19 protein-coding genes are annotated in these 24,577 nt (G+C 49.9%); 13 read left to right on the plus strand and 6 right to left on the minus strand.

What is annotated here, in order from left to right; all coding sequences use genetic code 11:
- Nucleotides 1-123: 123 nt before the first annotated feature.
- From bamA to ACNQKP_RS12080, 6 genes are all read right to left on the minus strand, one after another.
- Nucleotides 124-2,478, minus strand: a complete 2,355-nt coding sequence (bamA, locus tag ACNQKP_RS12055) for an outer membrane protein assembly factor BamA (RefSeq protein WP_417864940.1) — start codon at nt 2,476-2,478, stop codon at nt 124-126.
- Nucleotides 2,479-2,691: 213 nt separating this feature from the next.
- On the minus strand, nt 2,692-3,375 hold the full coding sequence (locus tag ACNQKP_RS12060) for an ABC transporter ATP-binding protein (RefSeq protein WP_417864941.1): 684 nt from the start codon (nt 3,373-3,375) through the stop codon (nt 2,692-2,694).
- Complete coding sequence (locus ACNQKP_RS12065; RefSeq protein WP_417864942.1) at nt 3,368-4,597, minus strand: FtsX-like permease family protein; 1,230 nt, start codon at nt 4,595-4,597, stop codon at nt 3,368-3,370. The genes ACNQKP_RS12060 and ACNQKP_RS12065 overlap by 8 nt, the downstream gene beginning before the upstream one ends.
- Nucleotides 4,594-5,725, minus strand: a protein-coding gene (gene prfB, locus ACNQKP_RS12070) for a peptide chain release factor 2 (RefSeq protein WP_144313807.1) whose coding sequence is annotated in 2 segments (ribosomal slippage) — nt 4,594-5,643 and nt 5,645-5,725 — 1,131 coding nt in all. Because the reading frame shifts where the segments join, the coding sequence is not laid out codon by codon here. The genes ACNQKP_RS12065 and prfB overlap by 4 nt, the downstream gene beginning before the upstream one ends.
- 294 nt (nt 5,726-6,019) lie before the next feature.
- Nucleotides 6,020-6,472: an rRNA maturation RNase YbeY gene (gene ybeY / locus ACNQKP_RS12075; protein WP_417864943.1), complete on the minus strand. Its 453-nt coding sequence runs from the start codon at nt 6,470-6,472 to the stop codon at nt 6,020-6,022.
- A gap of 2 nt (nt 6,473-6,474) precedes the next feature.
- The gene (locus ACNQKP_RS12080) at nt 6,475-8,889 is read right to left on the minus strand and encodes an HD family phosphohydrolase (protein ID WP_417864944.1); all 2,415 of its coding nucleotides are present in this window, start codon (nt 8,887-8,889) and stop codon (nt 6,475-6,477) included.
- Nucleotides 8,890-8,990: 101 nt separating this feature from the next.
- Here ACNQKP_RS12080 and mazG point away from each other — a divergent pair, with 101 nt between their 5' ends.
- From mazG to ACNQKP_RS12145, 13 genes are all read left to right on the plus strand, one after another.
- A complete protein-coding gene (mazG, locus tag ACNQKP_RS12085; protein WP_417864945.1) occupies nt 8,991-9,809 on the plus strand; it encodes a nucleoside triphosphate pyrophosphohydrolase in 819 nt (272 codons plus the stop codon).
- Nucleotides 9,810-10,167: 358 nt separating this feature from the next.
- Nucleotides 10,168-11,229: a hypothetical protein gene (locus ACNQKP_RS12090; protein ID WP_417864946.1), complete on the plus strand. Its 1,062-nt coding sequence runs from the start codon at nt 10,168-10,170 to the stop codon at nt 11,227-11,229.
- 11 nt (nt 11,230-11,240) lie between these two features.
- Nucleotides 11,241-11,861, plus strand: a complete 621-nt coding sequence (locus tag ACNQKP_RS12095; protein WP_011163968.1) for a PilZ domain-containing protein — start codon at nt 11,241-11,243, stop codon at nt 11,859-11,861.
- On the plus strand, nt 11,833-12,543 hold the full coding sequence (locus tag ACNQKP_RS12100; protein ID WP_417864947.1) for a MotA/TolQ/ExbB proton channel family protein: 711 nt from the start codon (nt 11,833-11,835) through the stop codon (nt 12,541-12,543). Before ACNQKP_RS12095 ends, ACNQKP_RS12100 begins: the two co-directional genes overlap by 29 nt.
- A gap of 55 nt (nt 12,544-12,598) precedes the next feature.
- Nucleotides 12,599-13,144, plus strand: a complete 546-nt coding sequence (locus ACNQKP_RS12105; protein WP_417864948.1) for an ExbD/TolR family protein — start codon at nt 12,599-12,601, stop codon at nt 13,142-13,144.
- A gap of 3 nt (nt 13,145-13,147) precedes the next feature.
- Nucleotides 13,148-13,651: an ExbD/TolR family protein gene (locus ACNQKP_RS12110; protein WP_417864949.1), complete on the plus strand. Its 504-nt coding sequence runs from the start codon at nt 13,148-13,150 to the stop codon at nt 13,649-13,651.
- Nucleotides 13,652-13,655: 4 nt separating this feature from the next.
- Nucleotides 13,656-17,369 carry a tetratricopeptide repeat protein gene (locus ACNQKP_RS12115; RefSeq protein ID WP_417864950.1) on the plus strand — a complete coding sequence of 1,238 codons (3,714 nt, stop codon included), beginning with the start codon at nt 13,656-13,658 and terminating at the stop codon, nt 17,367-17,369.
- Between the two features lie 14 nt (nt 17,370-17,383).
- Nucleotides 17,384-17,632 (plus strand): hypothetical protein, encoded by a 249-nt coding sequence (locus ACNQKP_RS12120; protein WP_038448831.1) that lies wholly within the window; start codon nt 17,384-17,386, stop codon nt 17,630-17,632.
- A gap of 15 nt (nt 17,633-17,647) precedes the next feature.
- A complete protein-coding gene (locus ACNQKP_RS12125; protein WP_417864951.1) occupies nt 17,648-19,114 on the plus strand; it encodes an AgmX/PglI C-terminal domain-containing protein in 1,467 nt (488 codons plus the stop codon).
- Between the two features lie 15 nt (nt 19,115-19,129).
- Nucleotides 19,130-19,894, plus strand: coding sequence for an outer membrane beta-barrel domain-containing protein (locus tag ACNQKP_RS12130; protein ID WP_417864952.1), 765 nt, complete (start codon nt 19,130-19,132; stop codon nt 19,892-19,894).
- A gap of 23 nt (nt 19,895-19,917) precedes the next feature.
- Entirely contained in the window at nt 19,918-22,047 is a 2,130-nt protein-coding gene (locus tag ACNQKP_RS12135) for a tetratricopeptide repeat protein (RefSeq protein ID WP_417864953.1), read from the plus strand.
- A 16-nt stretch (nt 22,048-22,063) separates the two neighbouring features.
- Entirely contained in the window at nt 22,064-22,717 is a 654-nt protein-coding gene (locus ACNQKP_RS12140) for a hypothetical protein (protein WP_417864954.1), read from the plus strand.
- A gap of 195 nt (nt 22,718-22,912) precedes the next feature.
- The gene (locus tag ACNQKP_RS12145) at nt 22,913-24,562 is read left to right on the plus strand and encodes a HAMP domain-containing methyl-accepting chemotaxis protein (protein WP_417864955.1); all 1,650 of its coding nucleotides are present in this window, start codon (nt 22,913-22,915) and stop codon (nt 24,560-24,562) included.
- Nucleotides 24,563-24,577 lie beyond the last annotated feature (15 nt).

Below are 24,577 nucleotides of genomic sequence, written 5' to 3' on the forward strand. Positions count from 1 at the left end.
TTTAAAAATAATTTAGTACTGGTTCAGCTACGCGGGCAAAGCCCGCTGCGCTCTCCCGGCCCAGCCGGCTAAGTCCAGCTACGGCGCCCAGAGGGCGCCTGCGCTTCCTGCGCCCAGGCGCGCTTAGAAACTAGGCCCGATGGAGAATTCGAAGACGGTGGCGTCTTGGTAGGCTGGGTTGCGGTTCAGTGGGAAGCCCCATTCGAAACGCAGAACACCGATTGGTGAGTACCAGCGGATACCGAAGCCGACGTCCGCGAAGAAGTTGTTGTCCGAAAGGACATCATCCGCGGCACCGATATCGAAGAATCCAGCTCCCATGATGCCAGCTTCTTTAACCAAAGGGAACTGTAATTCCGTCTGGTACATGGCCTGCTGAACGCCCCCGTAGAAACGCCAAGCTTTCTCACGAGCTTCCGCCTCGGATTTACCGTCAGCGATCAGATCGTTATAAATCATCTCAGAGAACTTCATTTTACCCACGCGGTAAGATCTATAACCACGCAAAGAGTAAGGTCCACCCAGAAGGTACAATTCAGAGAACGGAACTTCCTGACCATCCAAGCCGTCGATACGGGAATATTGGATGTTATTTCGCCACACTACATCCCAGAACAGGTTCTTGTAGTATCTGAAGTTGGCATTTCCGCGAGTATACTTCAGATCTCCGCCCAGACCGGCGTATTCATAAGACGCACTGGAATAGATACCTTTGGTCGGCATCTGACGGTCATTACGCGTGTCATATTCAACAGTTCCAGTCATGGAACTGGTCACACCAGACGCCGATTCCAGCGGGAAAAGATCCGGATCCGTGATCAGCTTGCCATCACTGTCGTATTTTTTAGACAGTTTGGTGTCGTCATATTTGTACTTCAGGAAGCCGCGCGTGTACTCGGCCAACGGGTGACCCAAACGAATCGCACCACCTGTGTGATTTTCGTCATAGTCCACACGTCCAGTATTCGCACTTTGATAAAGATCCGCCCCCAAAGACCACAACGTGTCTCGGAAGTACGGCTCTGTGAAGGACAAGCTGTAGTAACTGCCCGTGTTGCTCAAATTCAGGGACGCGCCCAGATTCTGACCTTTACCCAGGAAGTTCGCCTGACTGATAGAACCCTGCAATGTGAAACCTTGAGAAGTCCCGTAACCCGCACCCAACTGGATCTGACCGGTGTTACGCTCTTTCACGGAAATATCGACGTTCATGACTTCTGTGCGTTCCGGATCAATCGAGGTCTTGAAGTTCACTTCCTCAAAGAAGCCCAGACGCTGGATGTTTTCCAAGGACTGACGACGGCGGGTTTCGTTGTACAACTCCCCTTCATGAACTTTCAATTCACGACGGATGACCTTGTCGCGGGTCTTGGAGTTTCCAACCATATTGATTTTACCGAAGTAAACCTTGTTGCCCTTGTCGAATTCAAACACCAGATCCACACGACGTTCTTTGTCGTTGAAACGAGTGCGCGGAATAACGTTGGCGTAGGCATAACCCAGATCCCCGTACTTCGCCGTCAGCTCACTGATGTCTTTTTGCAACACATCGTAAGCAAAGACGCCATTGTCATCGATCTTGATCACTTCGCGCAGTTCAGATTTCGGGAACAAAAGATCACCGGCGAAATCCACGTCACCGACATTGTACTGCTCGCCCTCTTCAATGCGGATGGTGATATAGATATTCTTTTTATCCGGTGTCACCGTCACCTGAGGACGATCGACCTTGGCCTGGACATAACCCTGATTCCAGTAAAGGAAGCGAAGAATCTGAACGTCACGTTCGAACATCTCTTGCTTGTACTGACCGGAACCACTGATGCCTGAGAAGAAGCCACCCTCTTGAGTCAGCATTTTGCTTTTCAGAGAGCTGTCACCCATATGGTTGTTTCCAAGGAAGGTGATCTTTTTAACTTTTACTTTATCATTTTCGCGGATCTTAAAGACCAGACGAACAGTTTCGTCTTTGGTGACCTCTTGAACTTCAGAATCGATCTTGGCCAGGAAGAAGCCCTTGTCTTCATAAAGCTTCTGGATTTTCTCAACCGCCTCTTTAACTTTGGCCATGTTCAGAAGCTGATATGGCTTGATACCGGTGGCATCGGCAATATCTTCAGACTTTACTTCACTGTTGCCTTCGTAAGTGATTTCAACCACTGATGGTTTTTCCAGGACAGTGTAGGTCAGCGTGACATCTTTGCCCGTGGTCTTACGATCCACCTGAATGTCGTTGAAGAATCCCAAGTTGAACAACGCCTGAACATCTTCACGGATATGCTGGGTGCTGTACTGCTCTCCAACTTTGGTGACGATCTTTGCCAGGATGGCGTCTTTTTCAATTTTGCGATTTCCGGCAACTTCGATGTTTTTAACGATCAAACCGGAAGAAGATTCCAAAGATTCCGCAGCCACCACAGGCGCCTTGGCCCGGGAGTTTTTCTTTTTGGCAGGCTGAGCTGCCACCGTCGCGGACATGAATGTGATTAACAGTGCACAAAGAAGCTTACTCAAAGTTCCCATTCCCCGTTATTTTTTAAAAATCTATAAGATTTTTAAGTACTTACAATTTAGACAAGGAATCGTAACTTAAGACCAAGGTCCTGTCAAAGCCACCCACCAGACAACACCACTTTTTTAGCCGCAAAGCACAAGTAAATCATGAAGATAGCCCCTAAGAATTGAAGAGTTCTAGGACTGCCACTGACCGTCTTTCATTCTGTACACCTTTGGAAAGCGTGTCGCGAAGGTCAAATCGTGGGTCACGATGACCAGCGCCAGCTTCATCTCTTCCTTTAGACGGAAGAACAGCTCTTGAATTTTTCCGCTGGTGTGAGAATCCAAATTCCCCGTAGGCTCATCGGCGAACAGAATCTTTGGATGGCGCACCAAGGCACGAGCGATGGCTACGCGCTGCAACTCGCCGCCCGAAAGCTGGTTCGGATGATGGTCGGCACGATCGGCAAGCCCCATGAAGTCCAGAAGATGCAACGCCTTTTCTTTAGCCACCTTGATAGACTCCCCACCAACCCGGCAGGGAATCATGACGTTTTCAAGAGCATTGAATTCACTTAAAAGATGGTGAAACTGGAACACAAAACCCATTTCGGAATTACGAAAGCGAGACAGCTCATCATCGCTCATCGCCAGCAGATCGCGACCTTCACAGAAGAGCTCGCCCTTGTTGGGACGATCCAAAGTTCCCATGATTTGCAACAAAGTGGACTTACCCGCACCAGACGCTCCCAGAATCGCAAAGGCTTCCCCTTCACGGATGTCCAGACTGACGCCACGAAGAATCTCAAGCTCGCCCACCCCTTGGGAATAGGATTTGTGAATGTCCACGGCACGCAAAAGAATGTTTTCGCTATTCACTTCTTAGTCCCTCCACTGGTTCCAGCTTCGCTCCGCGACGGGCCGGTGCGATCGTGGCAATCAAACAGATCACGAGTGTTGCAATACAGATGGCCACGCCATCGATGAAACGGATTTGCAATTCAATATTTTCCAGTCGATAAACCTCGCCGGAAATCAGACTTAAACGTCCCTGCATGAATTCAAACAGATAGGCAATCCCGATCCCCAGGGCGAAACCCAGCACCAATCCGACCAGACCCATAAACAATCCCTGACAGACAAAGATCTTCATAATGTCTTTTTGGGACAGACCCACGGTTTTAAGAATGGCAATGTCCTTGAAGCGGCGAACCACATTGACAAACAAGGTCGCCGACACATTGAAGGCTGCCACAATGGTGATCACCAAAACGACAAAGAAGATACCCGGACGCTCGACATTGATGGCTTCAAAAAGGTTTTCATTGGCATCGCGCCAGTCACGCACCCAGTAAGGCGCCCCCAGAACACCACTCAAATTGAAAGCGGCCTCACGGGCATGATCCACATCCTGAAACTTCAACAGCAAACCCGAATAACGATCCCCGATATCGGCCAGATCCTGGGTCGCTTTCAAGTCAGACAAAATAAAACGTTCATTCCAGTCATGCTTTCCCAAGTCCAAAACGCCCTGCACCTTAAAGGCACCCACCCGGCGCTGGAACTTTGACGGATCCACAGAGTCCGCCACCGGCACCACGACACGGAAGGTGTCACCGACATTGAGATTCATTTTTTTGGCAAGATTTTTACCCACCAGTGCCAAGGGCACATCGCTGGCGACATTTAAATCATCAGTCCCGCTGACAATTCGGCGTTTGAAATTCAAAACCTCGTTGACCCGCTGGGTGTCCACACCTTGAATCAGCACACCCGAGATCTGACCTTTATTGGCCAACACCGCTTCAATGAAAACAAAACGACTGGTGCTGATCAGAGTCGGTTCAGCTTTGCGAATGCGCTCTTCCAGCTCTTTCCAGTCATCAGGGAAGCGCGAGCGCTTCACCACTTGCGCATGACCGGACACTTCGGCCATGGCTGTTTTTAGAGTGTTTTCAAAACCACTCATCACCGCCATCGAGGCCACCAGCGCTGCCACCCCCAAAACCAGTCCGAGCAGGGCCAAAGGGGCCGAACCGCCAAACATGGTTTTGCGCGAGAAAAGCAGTCGCCAGGAAAGCCAGGGCAATGACGACTTCACGAAGGCTGACTTTCTGCCGTCAAAGTCGATTTCAAGTAGGACATGATAAATCCATCCAGATCCCCGTCCATCACGTCATCGACCTGATTGGTTTCGAAATCAGTGCGGTGGTCTTTCACCATCTGGTAAGGATGCATCACGTAAGAGCGGATCTGCGAACCCCATTCATTGGCTTTCTTCTGGGAATTCATCGCGTCTTTTTCCGCGTTGCGCTTTTCGATTTCCATTTCATAAAGGCGCGCTTTCAACATCTTCAGGGCTTTTTCACGGTTCTGAATCTGAGATCTTTCCACCTGACAGGTCACAATAACCCCGGATGGAATGTGAGTCATACGAACCGCTGAATCCGTTCTGTTGACGTGCTGACCACCGGCCCCGCTGGCGCGGAACGTGTCCACTTTCAGGTCCTCAGGACGAACTTCGATATTGATGTCATCATCCACTTCCGCCCAGGCAAAGACGGACGCAAAAGATGTATGGCGACGGGCATTGGAATCAAACGGAGAAATACGCACCAGACGATGCACTCCGGATTCCGCCTTCAGATATCCATAGGCATAAGGGCCTTCGATCAAAAGCGTGCAGGATTTAATCCCGGCACCCTCGCCCTCGGTCATCTCGATGATTTGAACTTTAAAGCCATGCTTGTCAGCATAGCGCGTGTACATACGCAGCAGCATGGAGGCCCAGTCACAGGACTCCGTACCACCCGCCCCGGAGTTGATGGACAGATACGAGCTGTTGCTGTCCAATTCGCCGTTCAGAACTCGTTTCAACTCAAGCTCTTCCCCCAACTTTTCCAGTGCCACGACCTCGGCTTTGGCTTCAGAGAAACTCCCTTCATCCTGGGCTTCTTCGGCCATTTCCAGCAGAACCTTGGAGTCGCTCAAGCGACTTGCAAAGGCGTCGAATTCACCCACGGCTTTTTCAAGCAGGGCTTTTTCTTTGTTCAGCTTTTGCATTTCAGCAGGTTTTTCCCAGAGTGCGGGATTTTCAGCCTGAATGGAGATCTCTTCCAGGCGCTTTTTCTTGCGATCTAAGTCAAAGATACCCCCGAAGCTCCTTAGAGAAGGCTTCGAGAGACACGATTTTACTTTTTATTTCAGAGGCTTCAGTAACGATAGACATAGGCCCAGTGTAATCACAGGGCCCTGTCTGTCAAGAAAAACGCCTCCGAGAGAAGGGAGGGGAAAATCTCTCGGAGGCGACAGTTTGGGAGAAACACACATCTGCCTAATACAAAGGCGATGCCAACCGGGTCCCTTCTGACTATTTGCGAAATAAATGCGGGAAAGCCCCAAAATCTGGGCTCGCACAAGGGAATCGTTCAAACTTTAGACAAAACCACGGACGCAGAAGGTCCTTTTTGGTCCTTCCGAGGTGATTTCAAATCTCTTGTCGATTTTAGAGGGAAAAGACGCCTTATTTGGCAGAAACTTTTTTCAAAAGGACTTCGAAAGCGGCATCCTGAATGCCGAACATTTCAAGAGCGTCCTCTTCACTGGTTTCATGGTCATAGCCCAACAGATGCAGCACTCCATGCAGCAGCATGTAACCCAGCTCCTGCTGATAGGTGAGCCCATGTTCTTTGGATTGACGTTTCAGAACCTCGGGGCACAAAACAAGCTCCCCTAAAGACCCCGGATCCATCGAGTCAAAACTCAACACATCCGTGGCGTAATTCTTACTGCGAAACTCCATATTGATTTTCTGAGCGGGCTTTTTATCCAGAAACACCAGCGTCAGTTCGCGGCGGGCTTGCTCGGCCTTCAGCACTTTTTTGCGCTTCAGTTCAGCCACCACAAGCTCCATCCAGGTTTGGATGAACTTGCGAGGAGCCGCGTGTTTGGATTCATTGACGATTAAAACTTCCATGTTCAGCCCTGTGATGTCGTACTGTGACCCACGTCACCCAAACCACCCCCGGCACTGCGAGGATAATCAATACGCTGGTGATAGATGCCCAGAAGGATGCGGATGAACGCCGCCTCGACCTTGGAGATGTCTTTCAGGGTCAGGTTACACTCATCCAACTGCCCGTCAGAGAACTTTCTTTGCGTGATGTTCTTAACGATATTTTGCAGACGCGCCGGAGTCGGCTCATCCAAAGAACGAGCGGCAGCTTCGATACTGTCGGCAAGCATGCACAAAGCAGCTTCGCGGAACTGCGGTTTCGGACCTGGATAGCGGAAGTCCTCTTCCCCAATTTCCGGACCGTCTTCTTTTTTCAGATCCAGAGCCTTGTTATAGAAGTAAGAAATCAGCGTCGTTCCGTGGTGCTGCAAAACCCCGTCAATGATGGGTTTACCCAGTTTGTAAGCCATCCCCATTTCCACCCCGTCTTTAACGTGGGCGATCAGCAGGGTTTTACTCATGAACGGAGAAATATGATCATGCGGGTTGTGGCCCGGCTTCTGATTTTCGATAAAGTAATTGGCGTGCTCCATCTTACCGATGTCATGGTAATAGCACATAACTTTACCCAACAGCGGATTGGCACCGATTTCTTCCGCCGCCGCTTCCACCATCGAACCCACCATCATCGAATGGTGATAAGTTCCCGGGGCTTTCACGATCATTTCTTTCAGCAGCGGGTGATTCAGGTTGCTCAGCTCAAGCAGTTTTACGTCTGTGGTGTAGCTGAAAACGGATTCCAGCAGCGGAACAAACATCATCGCCACCAGGGCCGAGAAAATACCACCCAGGAAGCCCGCCGGGATTGAAAGCAGAATCTCTTTGACTCCGCCCTCTTGGTCGAACTTGGTCATGGTCAAAATGAAAGCAATCATCGCCGCATTCACCAGACCCGTGCGCACACCCGCATAGTAAACGTCGTTACGGGTTTTACAGTTGTACACCCCGCGCGCCGCCGCGATACCACCCACCAGGGACACGAACATAAAGGCGAAGTTGTAATCCACCATGATGCCCAGGCACACCGACAGAAAGGCTGTGAACAGCCAAACGATTTCACCATACGTGATCAAAAGACCCACCAGCATCGGACCCGCCGCCACTGGAGCCGCATACAGGAAGATCGCCGGAGGCAGGAAGTGGCCCAATTTTGAGGCAAAGGCCGCATCCGTGATGAACATGTAGATCTTGGTGAAGAAGATGATGCCAAAAGCGATCAGCATCATGACGGAAACGTCTTTGAATTCGATTTTTACTTTATTGATGGTGAAACGTTTCAGGTAAGAGAAGAACACCAAAATGGCCACCGACAACATCAGCGCCATGGACAAGGACATGATGTCTTTGCGTTTGTCGGCACGGATATTTTCGATTTGCTTGATCACTGCCATCTGGAACGGCTGAACCACCGACCCTTGGGCGATAATATTCTGATTCTTTTTAATGGTGATCGTCACCGGAATCACCGCATCGCGTGCGGCCTGACGTCGGCTGGCGGTTTCCTGCTTGTTCAGGGTCATGTTTGGCACAACCAGCGAACGAGCAAAGTACAGGATATTGGCCTGATCCGACTCAGAGAAACGATTCAGGTCTTTTTTAAGTTCCAGTTCGAAGTTTTCCGGGGACTGAAGATCCAGGATCTCTTCCCGCGGGATCGGGAATTCTTTACCCAGATTGTTCTTGTGCACCACCCGGCCCAAAACAGCGGCCTGGCTGGCCGGGATAAAGCGGTCCGGTGCTTCAGCCACTTTGCGGTCATACCAGTTTTCCAGGTTGCGGATGACAATGGCCTCAATGCGCGGATTGAACTTCAGATCAATAAGCCACTCGAACATAAAGTCCGAAACACCCACGCCCAGTTCTTTTTCAAACTGTTTTTTGTACTGGAAGAAGTCCTTCACCGCCAATCGGTACTTGGAAGGAGCCGTCGGCCACTGGGTCTCGCGGTAATAGGCACGCATGGTACGGAAGGAATGAATCAGGTTGACCGACACACGTTCAAAAACGCTGGTGTCATAGTCGTAAACGATCGGCACCGTGTATTCAGCCTTCAGGCGTTTTTCCTCGGTGGTGACCTCGTCCGTCATTTCAAAGCCCATTGGGGAAGTGACATCATACTTGGCCACATCACCCACAGTGAAGTTGTACGGGATATCGAACTGATAGAAGATTGTGTACGACAGCAGAACGCAATAGAGGAAGATCAAAGCAGCGCGACGAATGAAGAACTTTTCTTCCATGAGCTGCACAATTCGACCCAGGAATGTTTTCTCCAAACCGATGGAATCCACCCAGTCCAAAAACTTCAGACTGTGATCCTCATAGTTGACCCGCTTGGCTGGGCTTTCGCCCTTTTTTGGATTTTTTCCTCGTTGCATATCTAGTTTTTCTACCGTAACCCATATTGCGAAAATTGTCGAAATCACTATGCATTTGTGTTAGCAATAAAGAGATTCCATCAGAAAGTCGAGGAGTCCCCATGCCACATATTCCCTCCAACTTACGTCATATTGAGTCCTTAGTCGAGATCGTTGCTTCCTTGCGCGGCCCCGGCGGATGCCCTTGGGATAAAGAGCAGACTCACGAGTCTTTGACTCAATACGCAATTGAAGAGACTCACGAGCTGGTGGAAGCCCTGGAACTGCCCGCTTCGGACGCCACGAAAGATCTGAAAATGAAAGAAGAACTGGGGGATGTCCTCTTCCAAGTGGTTCTGCACGCTCAGCTTGCCGCCGAACGTGGAGCTTTTACTCTGGAAGATGTGATTGCCGGAATCAGTGAAAAACTGGTGCGCCGCCATCCGCATGTCTTCGCGGACACCCAAGTTGCTGACAGCGCCGAAGTCATCCGCAACTGGGAAGAAATCAAGAAACAGGAGAAAGCTTCTTCTGCCGCACCGTCGCCATACGCCCTGAATGTGCCTCCCCTGCCGGCTTTGCAGAAAGCCTACAAAATTGGCAAACGCACTGAAAAATTGAAGTTCGACTGGGAAGACATGGACGGCGTCCTTGCGAAGGTGGAAGAGGAATATCAGGAACTGCGTGAAGCTTTGGACGAAGGCAATGACAGCGAGATCGAACACGAACTGGGTGATGCCCTGTTCTCACTCGCACAACTGGGACGTCATGTGCAGATGGAACCCGAACAGGTTTTGCGCAAAGCGAATCAACGTTTTGAAAATCGCTTCAATATGATGGTGGAACTTGTTGAAAAAGACCAAAAGGATTTTTCTGCAATGACTCTGGAACAAAAAGAAGAGTACTGGCAGAAAGCCAAATTACTTTTGAAGAAGAAATAGAACGCAGGATCCTCCATCGAAGGTCCCCTTTCTTTGAGGCCTCGTAATAAAAGAGGATCTTGGTTGTGGCGAGAAGTTCGACAGTTCCGAGTATCTTCTAATTTCGACGCGCACTTAGCTGAGAAAACGCGACGGAAAGCCTGACAAACTGGCTATAGGTTTGACACAAGAAAATATTTTGAAAATTGATTGATTTCACAACACCCTGTTATTTCACACACTTAGCGTGTCTCAAAACTGGACCAATTAAAAATTAAAAAACGAATTCATGCAGTTACCTGAAATTTCAGTTTTGGGTTGTTTTAAACGAAACTGAATCCATCAAGAAGCATGGTGGGGCTCAGGAGGGCATAACCGTATGAAAAAAACAGTCGCTAGCAAAGCACTAATGATGGCTTCAGCAGTGGCACTGGTAGCTGGTTGCAGCAAGGGGACTGGTTCTTACTCCCTCTTGAATGATGCAGAAGACTACAAGCAACAAGCAGTTTTCATTCCAAAGCAGATCGACATCCTTTGGGTGATCGACAACTCCGGCTCCATGAAGACGTCTCAGGACAATCTGGCGGCGAACTTCCAGTCTTTCATCTCGCGCTTCCAACAATACAACTATGATTTCCACATGGCCGTAACAACCACTGAGGCTTGGGAAAAACAATTTAATTCAGGCAGTGATAAAGCCCGCATCAAGGACGGTGCGGTACTACAGACAAATCCAAGAATCGAAACCCACTCTGGTGTGTTCATTATGGATAAGAACACCGCGAACCTGGGTGATGTATTCTCTACCAACGCCAAGCAGGGAACGCTGGGTAACGGTGACGAACGTGCGTTCTCAAGCTTCAAGGAAGCTTTGCTTGAGCCGCAAAATGCGGGTTTCCGCCGCAGCGAGGCCTTCCTGGCGGTGATCATCGTCAGTGACGAAGAGGACTTCTCGTCTTCCTCCGCGGCTTTCAATGAAAGCTACGGCAACGCCAACCTTCACACAGTTCAAAGCTATGTGGACTTCCTGGATGGATATGTTGGCAGTCGTAACTATTCCGTCAGCACCATCACGGTTCCTGACGACACTTGCAAAACCACTCTGTCCACAGACGGTTTTGCGCGCAAGATCTCCACTCGCCTGCCGGAACTGGCAACTTTGACTGCGGGTGTGAAAGGGTCTTTGTGCTCTAACTTTGGTTCAACTCTGGAGCTCATCTCTGATTCCATCATCCAGCTTTCCAGTGTCTTTAAACTGAATCGTGAACCACAAGAGGACACGATCGTGATCACGGTAAACGGAGTTTCCGTGCCCAACGACGCAGCCAACGGATGGACTTACGATGCATCAAACCTGACCATCACCTTCCACGGAAGTTCGGTGCCGGCAGCGGATGCTAATATCACGATCGACTTCTATCCTAAGTCGATTAAACTGTAAAAGGATGTTGTATGGGTGGGGTACAGACAGCAACTAATCAGCAGCAGTGGTATATACTGCGTGGGGAAATGAAATATGGTCCCTACGAGTACAGATCACTGATCACGATGATCCAAAATGGCGAGCTCTACGACTACAACTTCGTATGGGCTGCGCACCTGGAAAATTGGACTTTGCTGGGCGATCTTCAGGAGTTTTCCAAAGACCGTCTGTGCAGACTGATTGAAACCAAGGATCATATCGCAGGCTCCTTCAAAGACAGAAAATGTCCACGCGTGGATCTGGAAACACCAGTCTATGCGCACAATGATCACAACTTTTTTGACGGCCACACATTGAGTGTGAGTGAAAATGGGGCGCTGGTTCTTTTGAACGATCCCCTGCTTCTGCCCGGGCAAAAGATTCTGCTCAACTTTAGAACCTCTGAGGTGAACCCTCAGACATTCAACGTGCTTTGTGAGATTATTCGCAAGAATTACTCCAAGCAGAGACTCAACGTTAAATCCGGTTTGCATTACGCTGTTCGTTTCCTCTCAGTGCAAGAAACCGGTATGGCTCAATTAACAAAATGGACACGCGGTGGCGTTTCCAAGGAGGAAACAAATGATGGCATTCTTAAAGTTCATGAATGATTCCGGTGTTGTCGGCTGGTTTATTCTGCTGGTGGGCGTAGGCTCTCTGGTACTTGTGGCCGAACGCGCAAAAGCTCTTTACAAAGAATACGGAATGAATGTCGATGAATTCATGGGCAAAGTTCAGAACCTGGTTCTGGCGAAAAAGCTCGATGAAGCATTGCTTCTTTGTGCACAACTTGAGAAAAAGCCATTGGCCTCTGCCTTCAAGACCATTCTTGAAAAAGCAGACCGTGATGACGACACAATCTTCCAGGCTCACGACATCGCCTTGAGCGAAAACGTGCCTTTGTACACCAAACGCCTGCACTACCTATCCATGCTTGCCAACGTGGCAACATTGTTGGGTCTGTTGGGTACAATCCACGGTCTGATCCTGTCGTTCCAGGCGGTGGCATCTGCCGATCCTGCACAGAAACAAGCTTTGCTTGCGCACGGTATCTCTGTGTCCATGTACACGACGGCTTTGGGTCTGGCAGTGGCGATCCCGGCGATGGTGTTCTTCTCGGTACTGACTGCCCGACAAAACGAACTGATCGAAGATATGTCTGAGAAATGCTCCAAACTGACAGAGCTTCTGACCAGTGCTCATATCCCGAACCTGACCCGCCAAAACGTGTTCCCGGATCACGTAACGGCACCAAGTGTGACGCCTCCGTCCCCAGGCCAGAAGGTCTCCTAACGGAGGCCTTTTTCCCGGAGCGGTGGACCTTACATAACTAAGGATGGGACGATTTATGAGACGCGCACGCAAGATCAAAGTTGATCATAACAGTGAATTCGAACTGGATTTGGCACCACTGCTGGCCGTAATGGTAAAGCTGGTACCAGTTCTTTTGGTTTCATCAGCCTTCGTGCAAATGATGGTGATTGAGACCGAACTTCCTCAGGTGGTTAGCGAAGCTATCCAGCGTCAGGAAAATCAGAATACTCCGACAAATGTGGCAATGGAAATCGATGCCAAAGACGGCATCCGCATCATCATCACAGAAAAAGGCCAGGAAAAAGTCGAGACCATTCCATTGAAGGACGGCACTTTCGACATGAACACCCTGCACCAGAAGCTGGTGGCAGTGAAAAAGGCCCATCCGGAAGTTTTCAAGCTTGAATTGAATCCCGACGGCAAAGTCCCTTACGACACCATTGTGAAGATCATGGACGCTGCCAGACAGGCCCGCGACAACACGGTCAAGTTCCCTGTATTTGATACCAAACAGGGCAAGAACGTGGAAACCAATTACATGTTCCCAGAGATCATCTTTGCGAACACCATGGAGGGCTAAGTCATGTCACGTCGTCGCAGATATGAACCAAAAACCAAAAAGAACTCCACATTCGGTCTGAACATCACGTCTATGACAGACATGTTTACGATCATGCTGGTATTTCTGCTGCAAAGCTACAACACATCAGATGTTCAGATCACCCCTGAAAGCAACCTGCGTTTGCCTTCTTCAGCGTCTATGACCAACGCGACTGAATCAATCAAACTCTCACTCAATGGCGAGGCTTTAAAAATTGACCAGACCAAGATTGCAGATGTGAAGAATTCAGACTTCCTGCCACAGGATCTGGAAGAAAAAGACACCAATTTCATCAAGCCTCTGTTCCAGGAGCTGGATAAGATTGCGAAGTCCGAGACTGAAAAGGACAAAGCCCATGTGAAAGAGGGCCGTATCCTTTTACAGGCAGACAAGGATCTGCCGTACGCGACGCTGAGAAAAGTGATGTACACCGCTTCGATGGCGGGGTTCCCTCAGCTGAAGCTTGTCACCATGGTTGGAGAGTAAGTTTATGATTCGCACAATAGTTCTGCTTCTAGCATTTCATCTGTTCTCGCATTACTGTTTTGCTGCCGACAAAAACGCAAAAGGGCTGCTTCCGGAAGTCAGCATGACCCAAGGCAGTGAAAGTGAAAATGAGAAAAAAGCCTTCAGCAGCGAGATCATGATCACTCGCTCTGAAAACAGAGCTATTGAATCCCTGCAGGTCATTATCAAAAAAAACAAAGGTGCCAAGAACGAAGCTGACCTGTGGTACCGCCTGGCGGAGCTGTACATGCGACGCTCCAAGTCCGGCCGCTTCTTTGACCTTCATCAGGACACTCCCCTGATGAAGCTTTCGCCGTTCCCGGTACCCAACGAACGAGGCGCCGAAGCTATCAAACGCGCAATCAAGATCTACACCAAGATTGAAATGGAGTTCCCGCATTTCAAACAAATGGATGCGGTTCTGTTCAATAACGCCTTCGCCAATCAGCAGATTGCGCAGTACAAGGTGTCTGAACTTCTTTACCACAAGCTATTGACTCAATTTCCAAAATCCCCGCTGATCGCCGACGGTACTTTGGCGGTGGGTGAACTGCTTTATGACCAGGGTAAATTCTCTCAGGCACTGGAGCACTTCCTGCGCGTGGAAAAATTCCCGAACAGCCGTGTTTATTCCTACGGTATGTACAAGGCCGCCTGGGCTTACTACAACATGCGTGACAGCGAAAACGGCATCAAGAAACTGGTTCAGGTTGTGAAATCCAATCCGCCACTACAGGATGGCGAAGTTCCAACCAACCGTCACAATCTGCGTCGTGAGGCCATGCGTGACCTGACGGTGTTCATTGGTGACTCTTATCCAGCCAACAAGCTTTATTCTTTCTTTGAAGACCTCGCGACCGAAGAGGAACTGGGTCAGTCCATGATTGACCTGGCGAAACTTTACGAATCCCACTCCCGCCAGAAAGAGATGAATATCTTCCTGGAAGAATACATCGACAAACGCTCGATGGGTCCGGATGTGGTGCGCTCTCACCTGTTCCTGGTGGAAGCCAACGAAACATTGAAAAAACGCGACAAGGTCATCAACCACCTGCAATACGCTTCCGATCTTTGTAAGAAAGACTCCGCTTGGAGAGGCATGCAGAAAGCCGACGTGCTGGAAACTTCCTGCGTGGAAGGCTTCCGTCACACAAGCCTCGACATGGCGAAAAAATGGTGGGAGATCTGGCTTAAGAACAAACAGAACATGGAATTCTCGGACCTGACCCAGCAGTTGTTCAAACTGATCCTGGAAAACGAAGATCCGACGAAACCGGACCTGAAAACGCGTTTTGCTTACGCGGAACTTTTGTTCCAGCTGCAAAAATATGACGAAGCCAGCGTCCAGTACAAAATGGTTGGTGACAAGTCCGCTGAGCCGGTCATGAAACACGATGCGAACTATGCGGCCCTGTATGCCAAAGAAAAAAGCATCGAAAAGAAAAAAGATCCACTTAAGGAAGCTGAACGCAAAGAGCTTGCTGCCAACTATCTGGCCAAACACCCGACTGGCAAGTTTGCGACTTTGATCAAATTCAAAATCGGTCACATCGCTTACGAGGAAGCCAACTATCCGGAAGCGGAAAAATGGCTGACGCCGCTAGCAGCACTGAAAGGTGCTGACAATGCAGAGATCAAAAAGAAATCTGAGGACCTGATCCTGGATATGCTCAATATCCGCAAGGACTATGCGGGTATCAAGGACTTCTCCAAGAAAGTCATGGCTTCCAGTACCGATGAAGGCCGCAAGAAAAGCATGAATAAAATCATGGAAGAGGCGCATTTCACTGAAATTCAGGAATTCGCAAAAACCGGTGATAAAAACCAGGCTTCTGAAAAGCTGATGGCTTTCGCCAAAGAACACGAAGGCTCCAAACTGTCCCAGGATGCTTTGTGGCAGGCACTGAGTCTGCAATACAGCGAAGGCCGCATCTATGATGCTGCGGAAGCTTCCATGAAATTCGTACAGAAACATCCAGAAGACAAACGCAATCTTGACGCTTTGAAAGAGGCAGCCAAGGCTTATGCGGATGTCGGCCAGATTTCCAAGTCTGCAGAGACTCTGTTGAAAATCGCGGACCTGGACAAGAAAAACCGCAATACTCACCTGGAGCTGGCGGCGGACATTTATATTCTTGAAAAGAAAAACAAGGAAGCCCGCGCCGCTTACATGAATATCCTGAACGGAGCCGACAACAAAACCCTGCAGCGTATTTATGGCAAACTGATGGATTCCTACAAAGCAGAGCCACGCTCTGGCGAGCTGGAAAAAATCCAGAACCAGATCCTGGCAAAGGGTCTTGAGCCGTACACGACTCAGATCATGATTGACCGAGCGAAAGCTTTGCTGGACTCCGGTAAAACCACGGCTGCCTTTGACCTGGCGATGAAAGCCAACGGCCGTGATGTGGCGCCGGAAATCCGTGCCGAGGCCCGTCTGATCCAGGCACGCATTCTGGAAAAGGAACTGGTATCGCAAAGTGTGAAAGCCCGCGAGGAAAAATTCGCGATGGTACTTTCCATGAAAACTGAAAAGCTGGACAAAGCACATACCGCTTACTACACAACTCTGAAGATGTCCAAGGACCCGTTCCAGCAGCTGGAAGCCATGCGCGGTATTGACCGCTGTTATGACAACTTCATCTCCAGCCTGACAAACATGCCTCTGCCGGCATCTTTGACTCCGGCGGACCAGGAGGCTCTGCGTGGCGAGATCGCCAAGCTGACGGCTCCTATTCAGGACAAGAAAAATGAAAACGAAGCCAAACTGAAAGTTCTGGCCGCAGCAAAAGGCCAGGCCGCAACCAACGAGCGCAGCTTTGCCTCTATCCGTGTGGATCAGACTGTTCCGCCCACGGCGCAGTACCCTGCTCCCGAAAAAATGGCGGCTTATCTTCCGGCTGGCTCTGATATGACCATCGGCAAAGTGTCCCGTTTTGAGACTCGCACACCGAAAGCTTGTAACAGAAGCGCAATTCTGACTGGTCAGCTGGCCAGCGTGAACGCACTCGAAGTTGCAGGAAATTGTTATTATTCTAGACAGTACGAAATGGTCGAAAAACTGGGTCTTGAACTAGCGAAGTCCAAAGACACGCGCGCCTTGGGCCTGTTCTATGCCAGCGTTGGTGCCGATGCCCGCGGTTACAACGATAAAGCACTGTGGATGATTGAGGCTGCATTGAAAACCCAGCCTGAAGCCGCACCTTACGTTTACCAAAAAGCCCGTCTGCTTTACAAAGAAGACGGCATGAATTCCGCGATGCCGTTTTTCGATAAAGTTTTAGACATGCAAATGTCTTCAACAGAAATGAAAACTTTCGCCGGAGTGAAGGCTTTCTCAGAGGGAGATTTTACGAAGGCAATTGAAAATTTGTCTGCAATCTCTAAAGAACAATTGTATACTTTGAACGTGGGCACTCTGATGAGTGAAGCTTACGCCCAGAAGGGTGAAGTCGATAAAGCACTGAGCGTGGTGAAAGACCTGCTTGGCAGCAAGAAAGACAACACTGATTTCCTTCTGCAACAGGCTCACTTGTTTGAGACCTACAAACAGAGTCCGACGCTTGCGCTGGATTCTTATGAAAGAGCATTTAAAGCCAGTCAGCAATTGGAAATGCGCGACTGGTTGGGTAAGAAGATACAGTATTTGAAAAATCAAAACAAAGTCGGTCAGCACGTTATCTCGGGAGACTTGTAGTATGGAGGGTACAAGTGAAAACTATCATCACAGCGATGGTTGCTTTCATTCTCTTGGGAGCATCGGCTGGCTTTGCCAAACAAAGAACAGTCCGTAAAGTCCAGGAAGTCAATTTCGGTGACATGAACCTTAAGGGAACGATTCGTAACCCTGACGGCGCCTATCTTGTGCAGAAAAGAGGCATCAAGTTTATGCCTCTTTACGATGTGCAAAAAGATATGGATGGCCGCATCCGCGAATCAGCTCTCTACTTGAATAACTAATTCATGAGGTAACACATGCTCACGTTGATTGTACGTCAATCCCTGAAAAACGGGACGGCGAAAACCTGGAAGTTAAGATCCAACAACACAACACACACCTTCGGGTCTTCCCGTCTGGCCGATGTTATCTCCATCGCACCGGATTCCAAGGGCATCCAGGGTCTTTTTGAATACCGTGACGGCGCCTGGTGGTATGTCGATATGGACATGAACACCAGCGCTTCCGCCAAGGGCTCCCCGGCTCTGCGCCTGGATGAGGAAAAATCCCTGACTATTGGCGACTGCACCCTGCAGTTTACTCCGGTGGTGAAAGAGGCGGATCTTTATCTGCGTCTTGAAAAGGCCGGCAAAGAACAGCGTGAAGCCGGCAAGCAGTTCCAGCTTTATATCGTGAAGCAGAACGATCAGGTTCTTGAAACCAAGATCCTGCCAATGAATAAAAAATTCAAACCTTCCATGGCACTGACTCCAACAGTGGTGTCTTGTGTTCCTTCCCAGGAATGGCACAAACAAATGGTCGGCGACCTTGAAGTGAAACAAAGAACCGTTTCTTTGGAAGATGCGGCCCGCATGGCCCGCCTTTCCACAGACCAGCTGATGGATGAAGAATCCAAAAAAGGCGTGTTCATTATTCTGGGTGCGGCTTTGTTCCTGGTGACTGTGGGCCTGTTCGCCCCGAAATCCCAGGAGCTTGAGGTTGTGGCAGCCCCGCCAAAAGCGGCGCAAAAAATCATTGTTAAAACTGAAATCAAACCGAAACGCAAAAAAGCTGAAGCCGCCCCTGCCCAACAGGTGGTGGTGAAAGAACAGGCTCCGGCGGCAAATCAGAAAACGGCAGAGATGCCAACTGGTGGCAGCAAGGTTTCAAAAATGATGAAATCTCTTTCCGGCGGTCGTATTTCCCAGCTTCTGGGTAAAGTTTCCGCTCAAGCCGCACGCAGTGGCAACGTGGTTATCGCCACGGGTGTAAAGGCGGGTTCCGGTGCTTCCGGTCGTGCCCTGGCTGCTGTCGGCAGTATGGAACGCTCCGGTCGTGACTGGGGTAACGAAGGTGCGGGCTCCGGCGGCGGTGTCGGTACAGTCGGCCGTGGTGGTGGCGGAAGCGCTTCCGGCATGGGTGGATTGGCAGCTGGCGGCACTGGTTCCGGCGGCGTGGGTCTGATCGAAGAGGAAGGTGAAATCACCGGCGGTCTGGACCGCGAAATCATCGCTCAGTACATCAAATCCAAACTGGGTCAGATCTTGTATTGCTATGAAAGACAACTGAGTGCCAAGCCGGATCTGTTCGGTAAGGTCGCTGTGAAATTCACGATCGGTCCATCCGGTCAGGTGGAACAGCAGCTCATTGGTGACACAACACTTAAGAACGCAACCGTTGAGGGATGTATATTGAATAGGGTTGCCGCGTGGAAGTTTCCTGCTCCACAGGGGGGAACACGCGTGCTAGTGACTTATCCATTCTTATTCAAAAGTACAAACTAAGGCGGGGGTTATATCATGTTGAAGAAGACAGTTCTAATGTTCATCCTGACGGCATCTCAGGCATTTGCACAGCAAGCGGCAGACAGCAAAGCTGATCAACGCGGCAGCGACAAGCTGGACATCAAAAAGCTGGAGCAAAAATACTGGGCAGCAAAAGACGACGACTTCAGTGTCGTTCAGAACAGACGCTACGTGAAAGCGGAGCGTTTCTACCTGACCGGTGCAGCCGGTATTCCATTCAATGACCCCTACAGCACAGGAACTATCGCCGGCGGAAGCCTGGGGTATTTCTTCAATGAACGCTGGGGTCTTGAAGGCAGCTACAACTCGGCCAGCCTGAAGGACAACGATGCGGTAAAACAATTCGTTGATACCTATGGCGCGATTCCAGACCACAACGTTTTGAAATCGTCCTATTTCCTTTCCGGCATCTGGGTGCCGTTCTATGCGAAAATGAGCGTGGTTGACAAAGCCATCATCTATTTCGACATGGGGATCTCGTTCGGTGTGGGGTCACTGAACTATGAAATCACCCAGGCTGAGGGCAACGTCTCCAAAGACGCCATGGCTTACAAACTGGGCGTGTTCCAGCAGATCTTCTTCTCTGAGCACTTTGCGATCAGAGCGGATTTGGTCAACACCTGGTCCACTCAGGAAAAAATGAAGTACTATGCTCCGGGAACAAACGTGGGCGGTACGGTTGTGGGCGGTCAGCGTGATCTGGGCAGTGAGACTATCAACGATACATCACTGATGATTGGTATCACGTACTGGCATTAATTTTCTCCAGGGTGGGGGGATTTATGAACAAGTCTTTAAGCATTCTAATTACTATTCCATTTCTGTGCGGCACGGCTTTGGCTGAACCTGCACTGACAGTAAAAAAAGGCGGTCGCCCGGCGGCTGCCAGCCTGAAGGTCAAATCCAGTCTGGTTCCGACTTTTGATGTTTATCAAAAGAAAGTCGTGAAAGGCAAAGTGGAGGTCTTCAAGGTTAAAAACATTCCTTTGCTGGATGTCGGTGAGGAACGCGAAGTGCAGGCTTCTGAAATGAGCCCGCTGCGCCTCCCCGCCTCCCGCGAAGTTTCTTTGAAAGAAACCCGACGTCGCGAGTCTCCAGTGGCAATTGACTTTGTCCTGAAGCCTTACACTGACGTGGTGAACCCGGCCAAATCGCTGACCACAGCTGATGCCTTCAACAAGATTCCAGATGTGAAAATCCTGAATCCGGTGGCAGAGCCTGTGACCAGGGATCCTCTGGTGCAGTTGGCAAAGCTTGAAGACATGCAGCCGAATGATTACAAACTGCTGCAGGCTTTGATCTTCCTGGAGATCCAGAAGAACTACGAACTGGCGATGGGTTTGTTCTCGGAACTGATCGAGGACCCGGAACACCGTATCGAGGCTTTGTACCACTATGCCATGACTGCCAAGGGGCTGGGGCTGAACTCGGAATTCCGTCAGTACATGATCCAGGTGGCACAAGAGACCAAATCCAAAGAATGGCAGCAAAAAGCCACGGAAGCTCTGGTTCAGAATATCAACACGCTGGAAACCACGGACATCGCTTTGATCGATCCGCTGGTGATCAAGTATGAAATGGACATCACTAAAAATGATGACTACCAGATCACCCGTGCAAAATACTATTCTGACAAGGGCCAACTGGGCCTGATGGAAGACGCTTTGATCTTTATCGGTGAAAAGTCCCCGCGTTATCCGGAGGCTTTGCTGCTGAATGCCCTGTTCAACTATCGTCAGGGTAAAGTCGAAGAAGCCACCATCTATCTGGAAAAACTGATGGCGGCAACCGAAGCTGACAAAACATCCCAGCTGCGTTCGGTGGGAGCTTTGACACTGGCGCGCATGCAGTTCCAGAAGTCCCAGTACAAAGAGGCTTTCCAGTCTTACCTGAAAGTAGACAAATCCAATCCTCTGTGGCTGCAGGCCATGGTGGAAAGTGCGTGGACCCAGATTCTGGGTGAGGACTATGAGGGCGCTGCGGGGAACATGTTCTCTCTGCACACGGACTTCTTCAAAAACGCGTTCTCTCCGGAATCCTATGTGGTTCGCACGGTGGGTTACCTGAACCTGTGCCAATACGGTGACGGTGTGCAGGTGCTGAATGAAATGAAAAAGAAGTATGCCCCTTGGAAGCAGAAACTGGCTGCCTACAGCACTTCCCACAAGGATTCTTCTGCATACTACGAAACGGTGAAAGGCTGGTTGAAAAACTCGGACCTTAAGGAAGTTGACGGTCTGCCACGTTCCTTCATCGTCGAACTGGCGCGCCACCCGGCTTACATGAGCGTGCAAAAGCAGATCAACGCCTATGAGGACGAGATCGTGAAATTCAACCGCATCGCGCTGACTTTGGTGAAAAAAGAGCGTGAACTGATTGCAAAACAAAACGAAGCCAACAAAGAACTGGCGGAAGCCAAACGTGGCCTGAAAGGCGACAGCCCTTCTGAATCCACTGTGGCGGCGGTGCAAAGAGCCGAGCAGAAGCTGCTGAGCTATCGTATCCAGTTCCACATTGCCAAGAAAGCCCGCACGTCCATCAAGAATCTGCGCGCAACCGGCATGGCCCGTATTGAAAAAGAAAAAACGGTGCTGCGTGCCCAGGCGTCCCAGGCTTTGAAAGGCCGTTTTGACGAGATGCTGGCAGGTCTGGACAAGGTTCTGGATCAGAACGATGTTCTGCAGTACGAGCTGTACTCTGGCGCCGGTGAGCACATCCGCTATCAAATGGCTGGTGGCGAGATCAACGAAAAAGAGCGTCCAGAGCTGAAAGTTCAGAAGGAAAAATCCCTGAACTGGAAGTTTAAAGGTGAAATCTGGGAGGACGAAGTGGGTCACTATCGTTCTTCTTTGAAAAATGTTTGTGCCCAAGAAGGTCAGGACGGCAGTGTGGCCGGCTTGTCTGAACAATAAGGAAAGGATTTTCAAGATGAAATTCGCTAAAGCAATGACGACTTTGTCCCTAGGTGTTTTGATGAGTCTTGGCACAACCGCAATGGCGCAGAATTCCGCCAAAGACGGCCTTGAGAAAATCAAAGGCAATCTGAACAACTCAAAAACCAATCTTCAGGAGTACGAAAAGAACCTGAAAACCGTGGAAGGAAATCTGTCGGAAGTGGCCAAAGCCAAATCCCAGGTGGAGAACCAGCAAAAGCAGGTGCACCAGCAGGCTGAAGAAAACAATCAGGCCATGGGCCGCATCGGTGGTCAGGAAAAAGAAATTCAGGGCCTGATCAATGAAGAGAAAAACAAAATGTCGCAGGAAACCCAGAAGATCGCCGAACTGGAGGCCATGATTGCCAAGATCAAGGAAAACCAGAAAAAGCGCGAGCTGAACATCAACGACTATCAGTTGCAGCTGTCCCAGTTGACCGAAGAAAAAAAGATCTGGAATTCACGCGCATCCACTTTGAAAGAACAGAACGAACAGGTGAACCAGAAGCTTCGCGGCCTGGCCAGCGAAGAAAACGAATGGAAAGCCAAACAGCGCGGCTATCAGGGCGAAGTCAAACGCTGGAGCAAAGAGGTCGAAAGACAGCAGAAGATCAGCGACAGCTACAACTCTTTGGCTGAAGTGAAGTAAAACCTCGCTTTCAAATAGAACCACCCAGGGACTTCTTCCTCGCGGAAGAGTCCCTTTTTTTTTGCCTGACGTTCATCCACTTTCGTTACGCACAAAATGAAAAACTGGACTCCACCCCGGGATTAAGAAGTCCGAACAAATCTCGGTCAATATTTCTTTAGCATACTAAATAACTTAATTTTATTAGGAGAAAAAATGAACGCCACCGGAATTGGATCCTGGTTCAGAGGGATCAAAGGTAAACTACTTCTTGCCGCAGCCCTGCCCGTCATCGGATTCGGGATCGTGTATACGATTTCCAATCAGGGAATGAAAGGCTTTGAAGCTTATCTGGAAAATTCCCACAAGAACATCATCCCGAATCTGCAGGCCCTTGCAGAGATGCGCCAGGCCCGCAATAAATACGGCTATCAGGTCTTTGCCGCGATGAGCGTAAAGACAGCGGAAAAGCGCGAACAACGACTGAACATTGCAAAAGAAGCTGTTAAAGAGTTCACAACGGCAATGGACCAGTATGCCTCCACCCCATTCACACCGGAAATGGAAAAAGCCTTTGAGCCGGCAAAACAAGCGCGCGCAGAGTATGAAAAACTGCTGATGCTGGTCATTGAAGAAATCGCGACTGGCACCCCAGAGGCCTTCGCCAAAGCGGAAGGACAACTGGACGGCCGTCTGTGGGAAATCGGAACCATCATGCATAAGATGAGCTCTGATTCCATGGCCTACTACAACAAAGCCGCCGCCGACGACGACAAAGCGGCGGAAGAAGCTTCCATCCGCATTAACAACCTGACACTGTTTGTGACTTTGGCTTCCACGATCTCCATTCTGGCGATCCTGCTTTGGATTGCGGCGCGAATTTCAAACTCTGTCAGCTCTATTGCTTCCCGTCTGTCAACCGCTGGCGGTCAAGTGGCCTCTGCAGTTGAACAGCTGAATGAAGCCGGTAATTCTTTATCCCAGTCTTCAACTGAAGCCGCGGCATCCCTGGAAGAAACAGTTGCCGCGCTGGAAGAGATGAGCTCTATGGTGCAGATGAACTCTGACAATGCGAAACAGGCGGCCGCTTTGTCTGCAAGCTCCCGTGATTCTGCTGAACAGGGTGAAAAAGAAATCCAGTCTTTGATTCATTCCATGACCGAGATTTCCCAGTCTTCCAAAAAGATCGAAGAAATTATCTCTGTTATTGATGATATCGCCTTCCAGACCAATCTGCTGGCATTGAATGCCGCAGTGGAAGCGGCTCGTGCCGGGGAACAAGGAAAAGGCTTTGCCGTTGTTGCCGAAGCGGTTCGCGCCCTGGCTCAAAGAAGTGCGGCCTCAGCCAAAGACATTTCCTCTTTGATCAAAGACTCCGTTTCCCAGATCGAAAGCGGCAGTGAGATCGCTGACAAGTCCGGCGCCGTTCTGACAAATATCGTGAATTCAATCAAAAAGGTTTCAGATCTGAACAACGAAATCGCCGCTGCCAGCTCTGAGCAGACCACTGGAATTCAACAAATCAGCAAAGCGATGAATCAGCTGGATCAGGCCGCCCAAAGCAATGCCGCTTCCGCTGAAGAGATCGCCGCCACCAGCGGTGAAATCAACGGTCTTGCAGCAACCAATCAGAATCTGACGGTGGAACTGAACACGATCATTCTGGGCGGCACCAGCGTGATGAACGATGTTCCGGCTGAAACCACAGCAAAGACCGTCAAGAAAGTGCCCAACTTCACAAAGCCCGCGGCGAAAAAAAGCAATGTGATTCCGATGAAGGCCACCCCGGCTCGCAAAGAATCCCAGGATATGATCCCGTTTGATGAAGATGACCGTGCAAAGGTTGGAACAACCGACGGATTCTAGCCCGCGAAGTACATC

Source organism: Bdellovibrio bacteriovorus (genome assembly GCF_048286975.1).
Classification (GTDB): Bacteria; Bdellovibrionota; Bdellovibrionia; order Bdellovibrionales; family Bdellovibrionaceae; genus Bdellovibrio; species Bdellovibrio bacteriovorus_H.

Coding starts and splice junctions, on each gene's coding strand:
- ACNQKP_RS12145 (WP_417864955.1), top strand. CDS start 22,913: ATGAACGCCACCGGAATTGGATCCTGGTTCAGAGGGATCAAAGGTAAA.
- ACNQKP_RS12105 (WP_417864948.1), top strand. CDS start 12,599: ATGAGACGCGCACGCAAGATCAAAGTTGATCATAACAGTGAATTCGAA.
- ACNQKP_RS12125 (WP_417864951.1), top strand. CDS start 17,648: ATGCTCACGTTGATTGTACGTCAATCCCTGAAAAACGGGACGGCGAAA.
- ACNQKP_RS12115 (WP_417864950.1), top strand. CDS start 13,656: ATGATTCGCACAATAGTTCTGCTTCTAGCATTTCATCTGTTCTCGCAT.
- bamA (WP_417864940.1), bottom strand. CDS start 2,478: ATGTCCGCGACGGTGGCAGCTCAGCCTGCCAAAAAGAAAAACTCCCGG.
- ACNQKP_RS12135 (WP_417864953.1), top strand. CDS start 19,918: ATGAACAAGTCTTTAAGCATTCTAATTACTATTCCATTTCTGTGCGGC.
- ACNQKP_RS12080 (WP_417864944.1), bottom strand. CDS start 8,889: ATGCAACGAGGAAAAAATCCAAAAAAGGGCGAAAGCCCAGCCAAGCGG.
- ybeY (WP_417864943.1), bottom strand. CDS start 6,472: ATGGAAGTTTTAATCGTCAATGAATCCAAACACGCGGCTCCTCGCAAG.
- ACNQKP_RS12140 (WP_417864954.1), top strand. CDS start 22,064: ATGAAATTCGCTAAAGCAATGACGACTTTGTCCCTAGGTGTTTTGATG.
- ACNQKP_RS12100 (WP_417864947.1), top strand. CDS start 11,833: ATGATGGCATTCTTAAAGTTCATGAATGATTCCGGTGTTGTCGGCTGG.
- ACNQKP_RS12110 (WP_417864949.1), top strand. CDS start 13,148: ATGTCACGTCGTCGCAGATATGAACCAAAAACCAAAAAGAACTCCACA.
- ACNQKP_RS12090 (WP_417864946.1), top strand. CDS start 10,168: ATGAAAAAAACAGTCGCTAGCAAAGCACTAATGATGGCTTCAGCAGTG.
- ACNQKP_RS12095 (WP_011163968.1), top strand. CDS start 11,241: ATGGGTGGGGTACAGACAGCAACTAATCAGCAGCAGTGGTATATACTG.
- mazG (WP_417864945.1), top strand. CDS start 8,991: ATGCCACATATTCCCTCCAACTTACGTCATATTGAGTCCTTAGTCGAG.
- ACNQKP_RS12130 (WP_417864952.1), top strand. CDS start 19,130: ATGTTGAAGAAGACAGTTCTAATGTTCATCCTGACGGCATCTCAGGCA.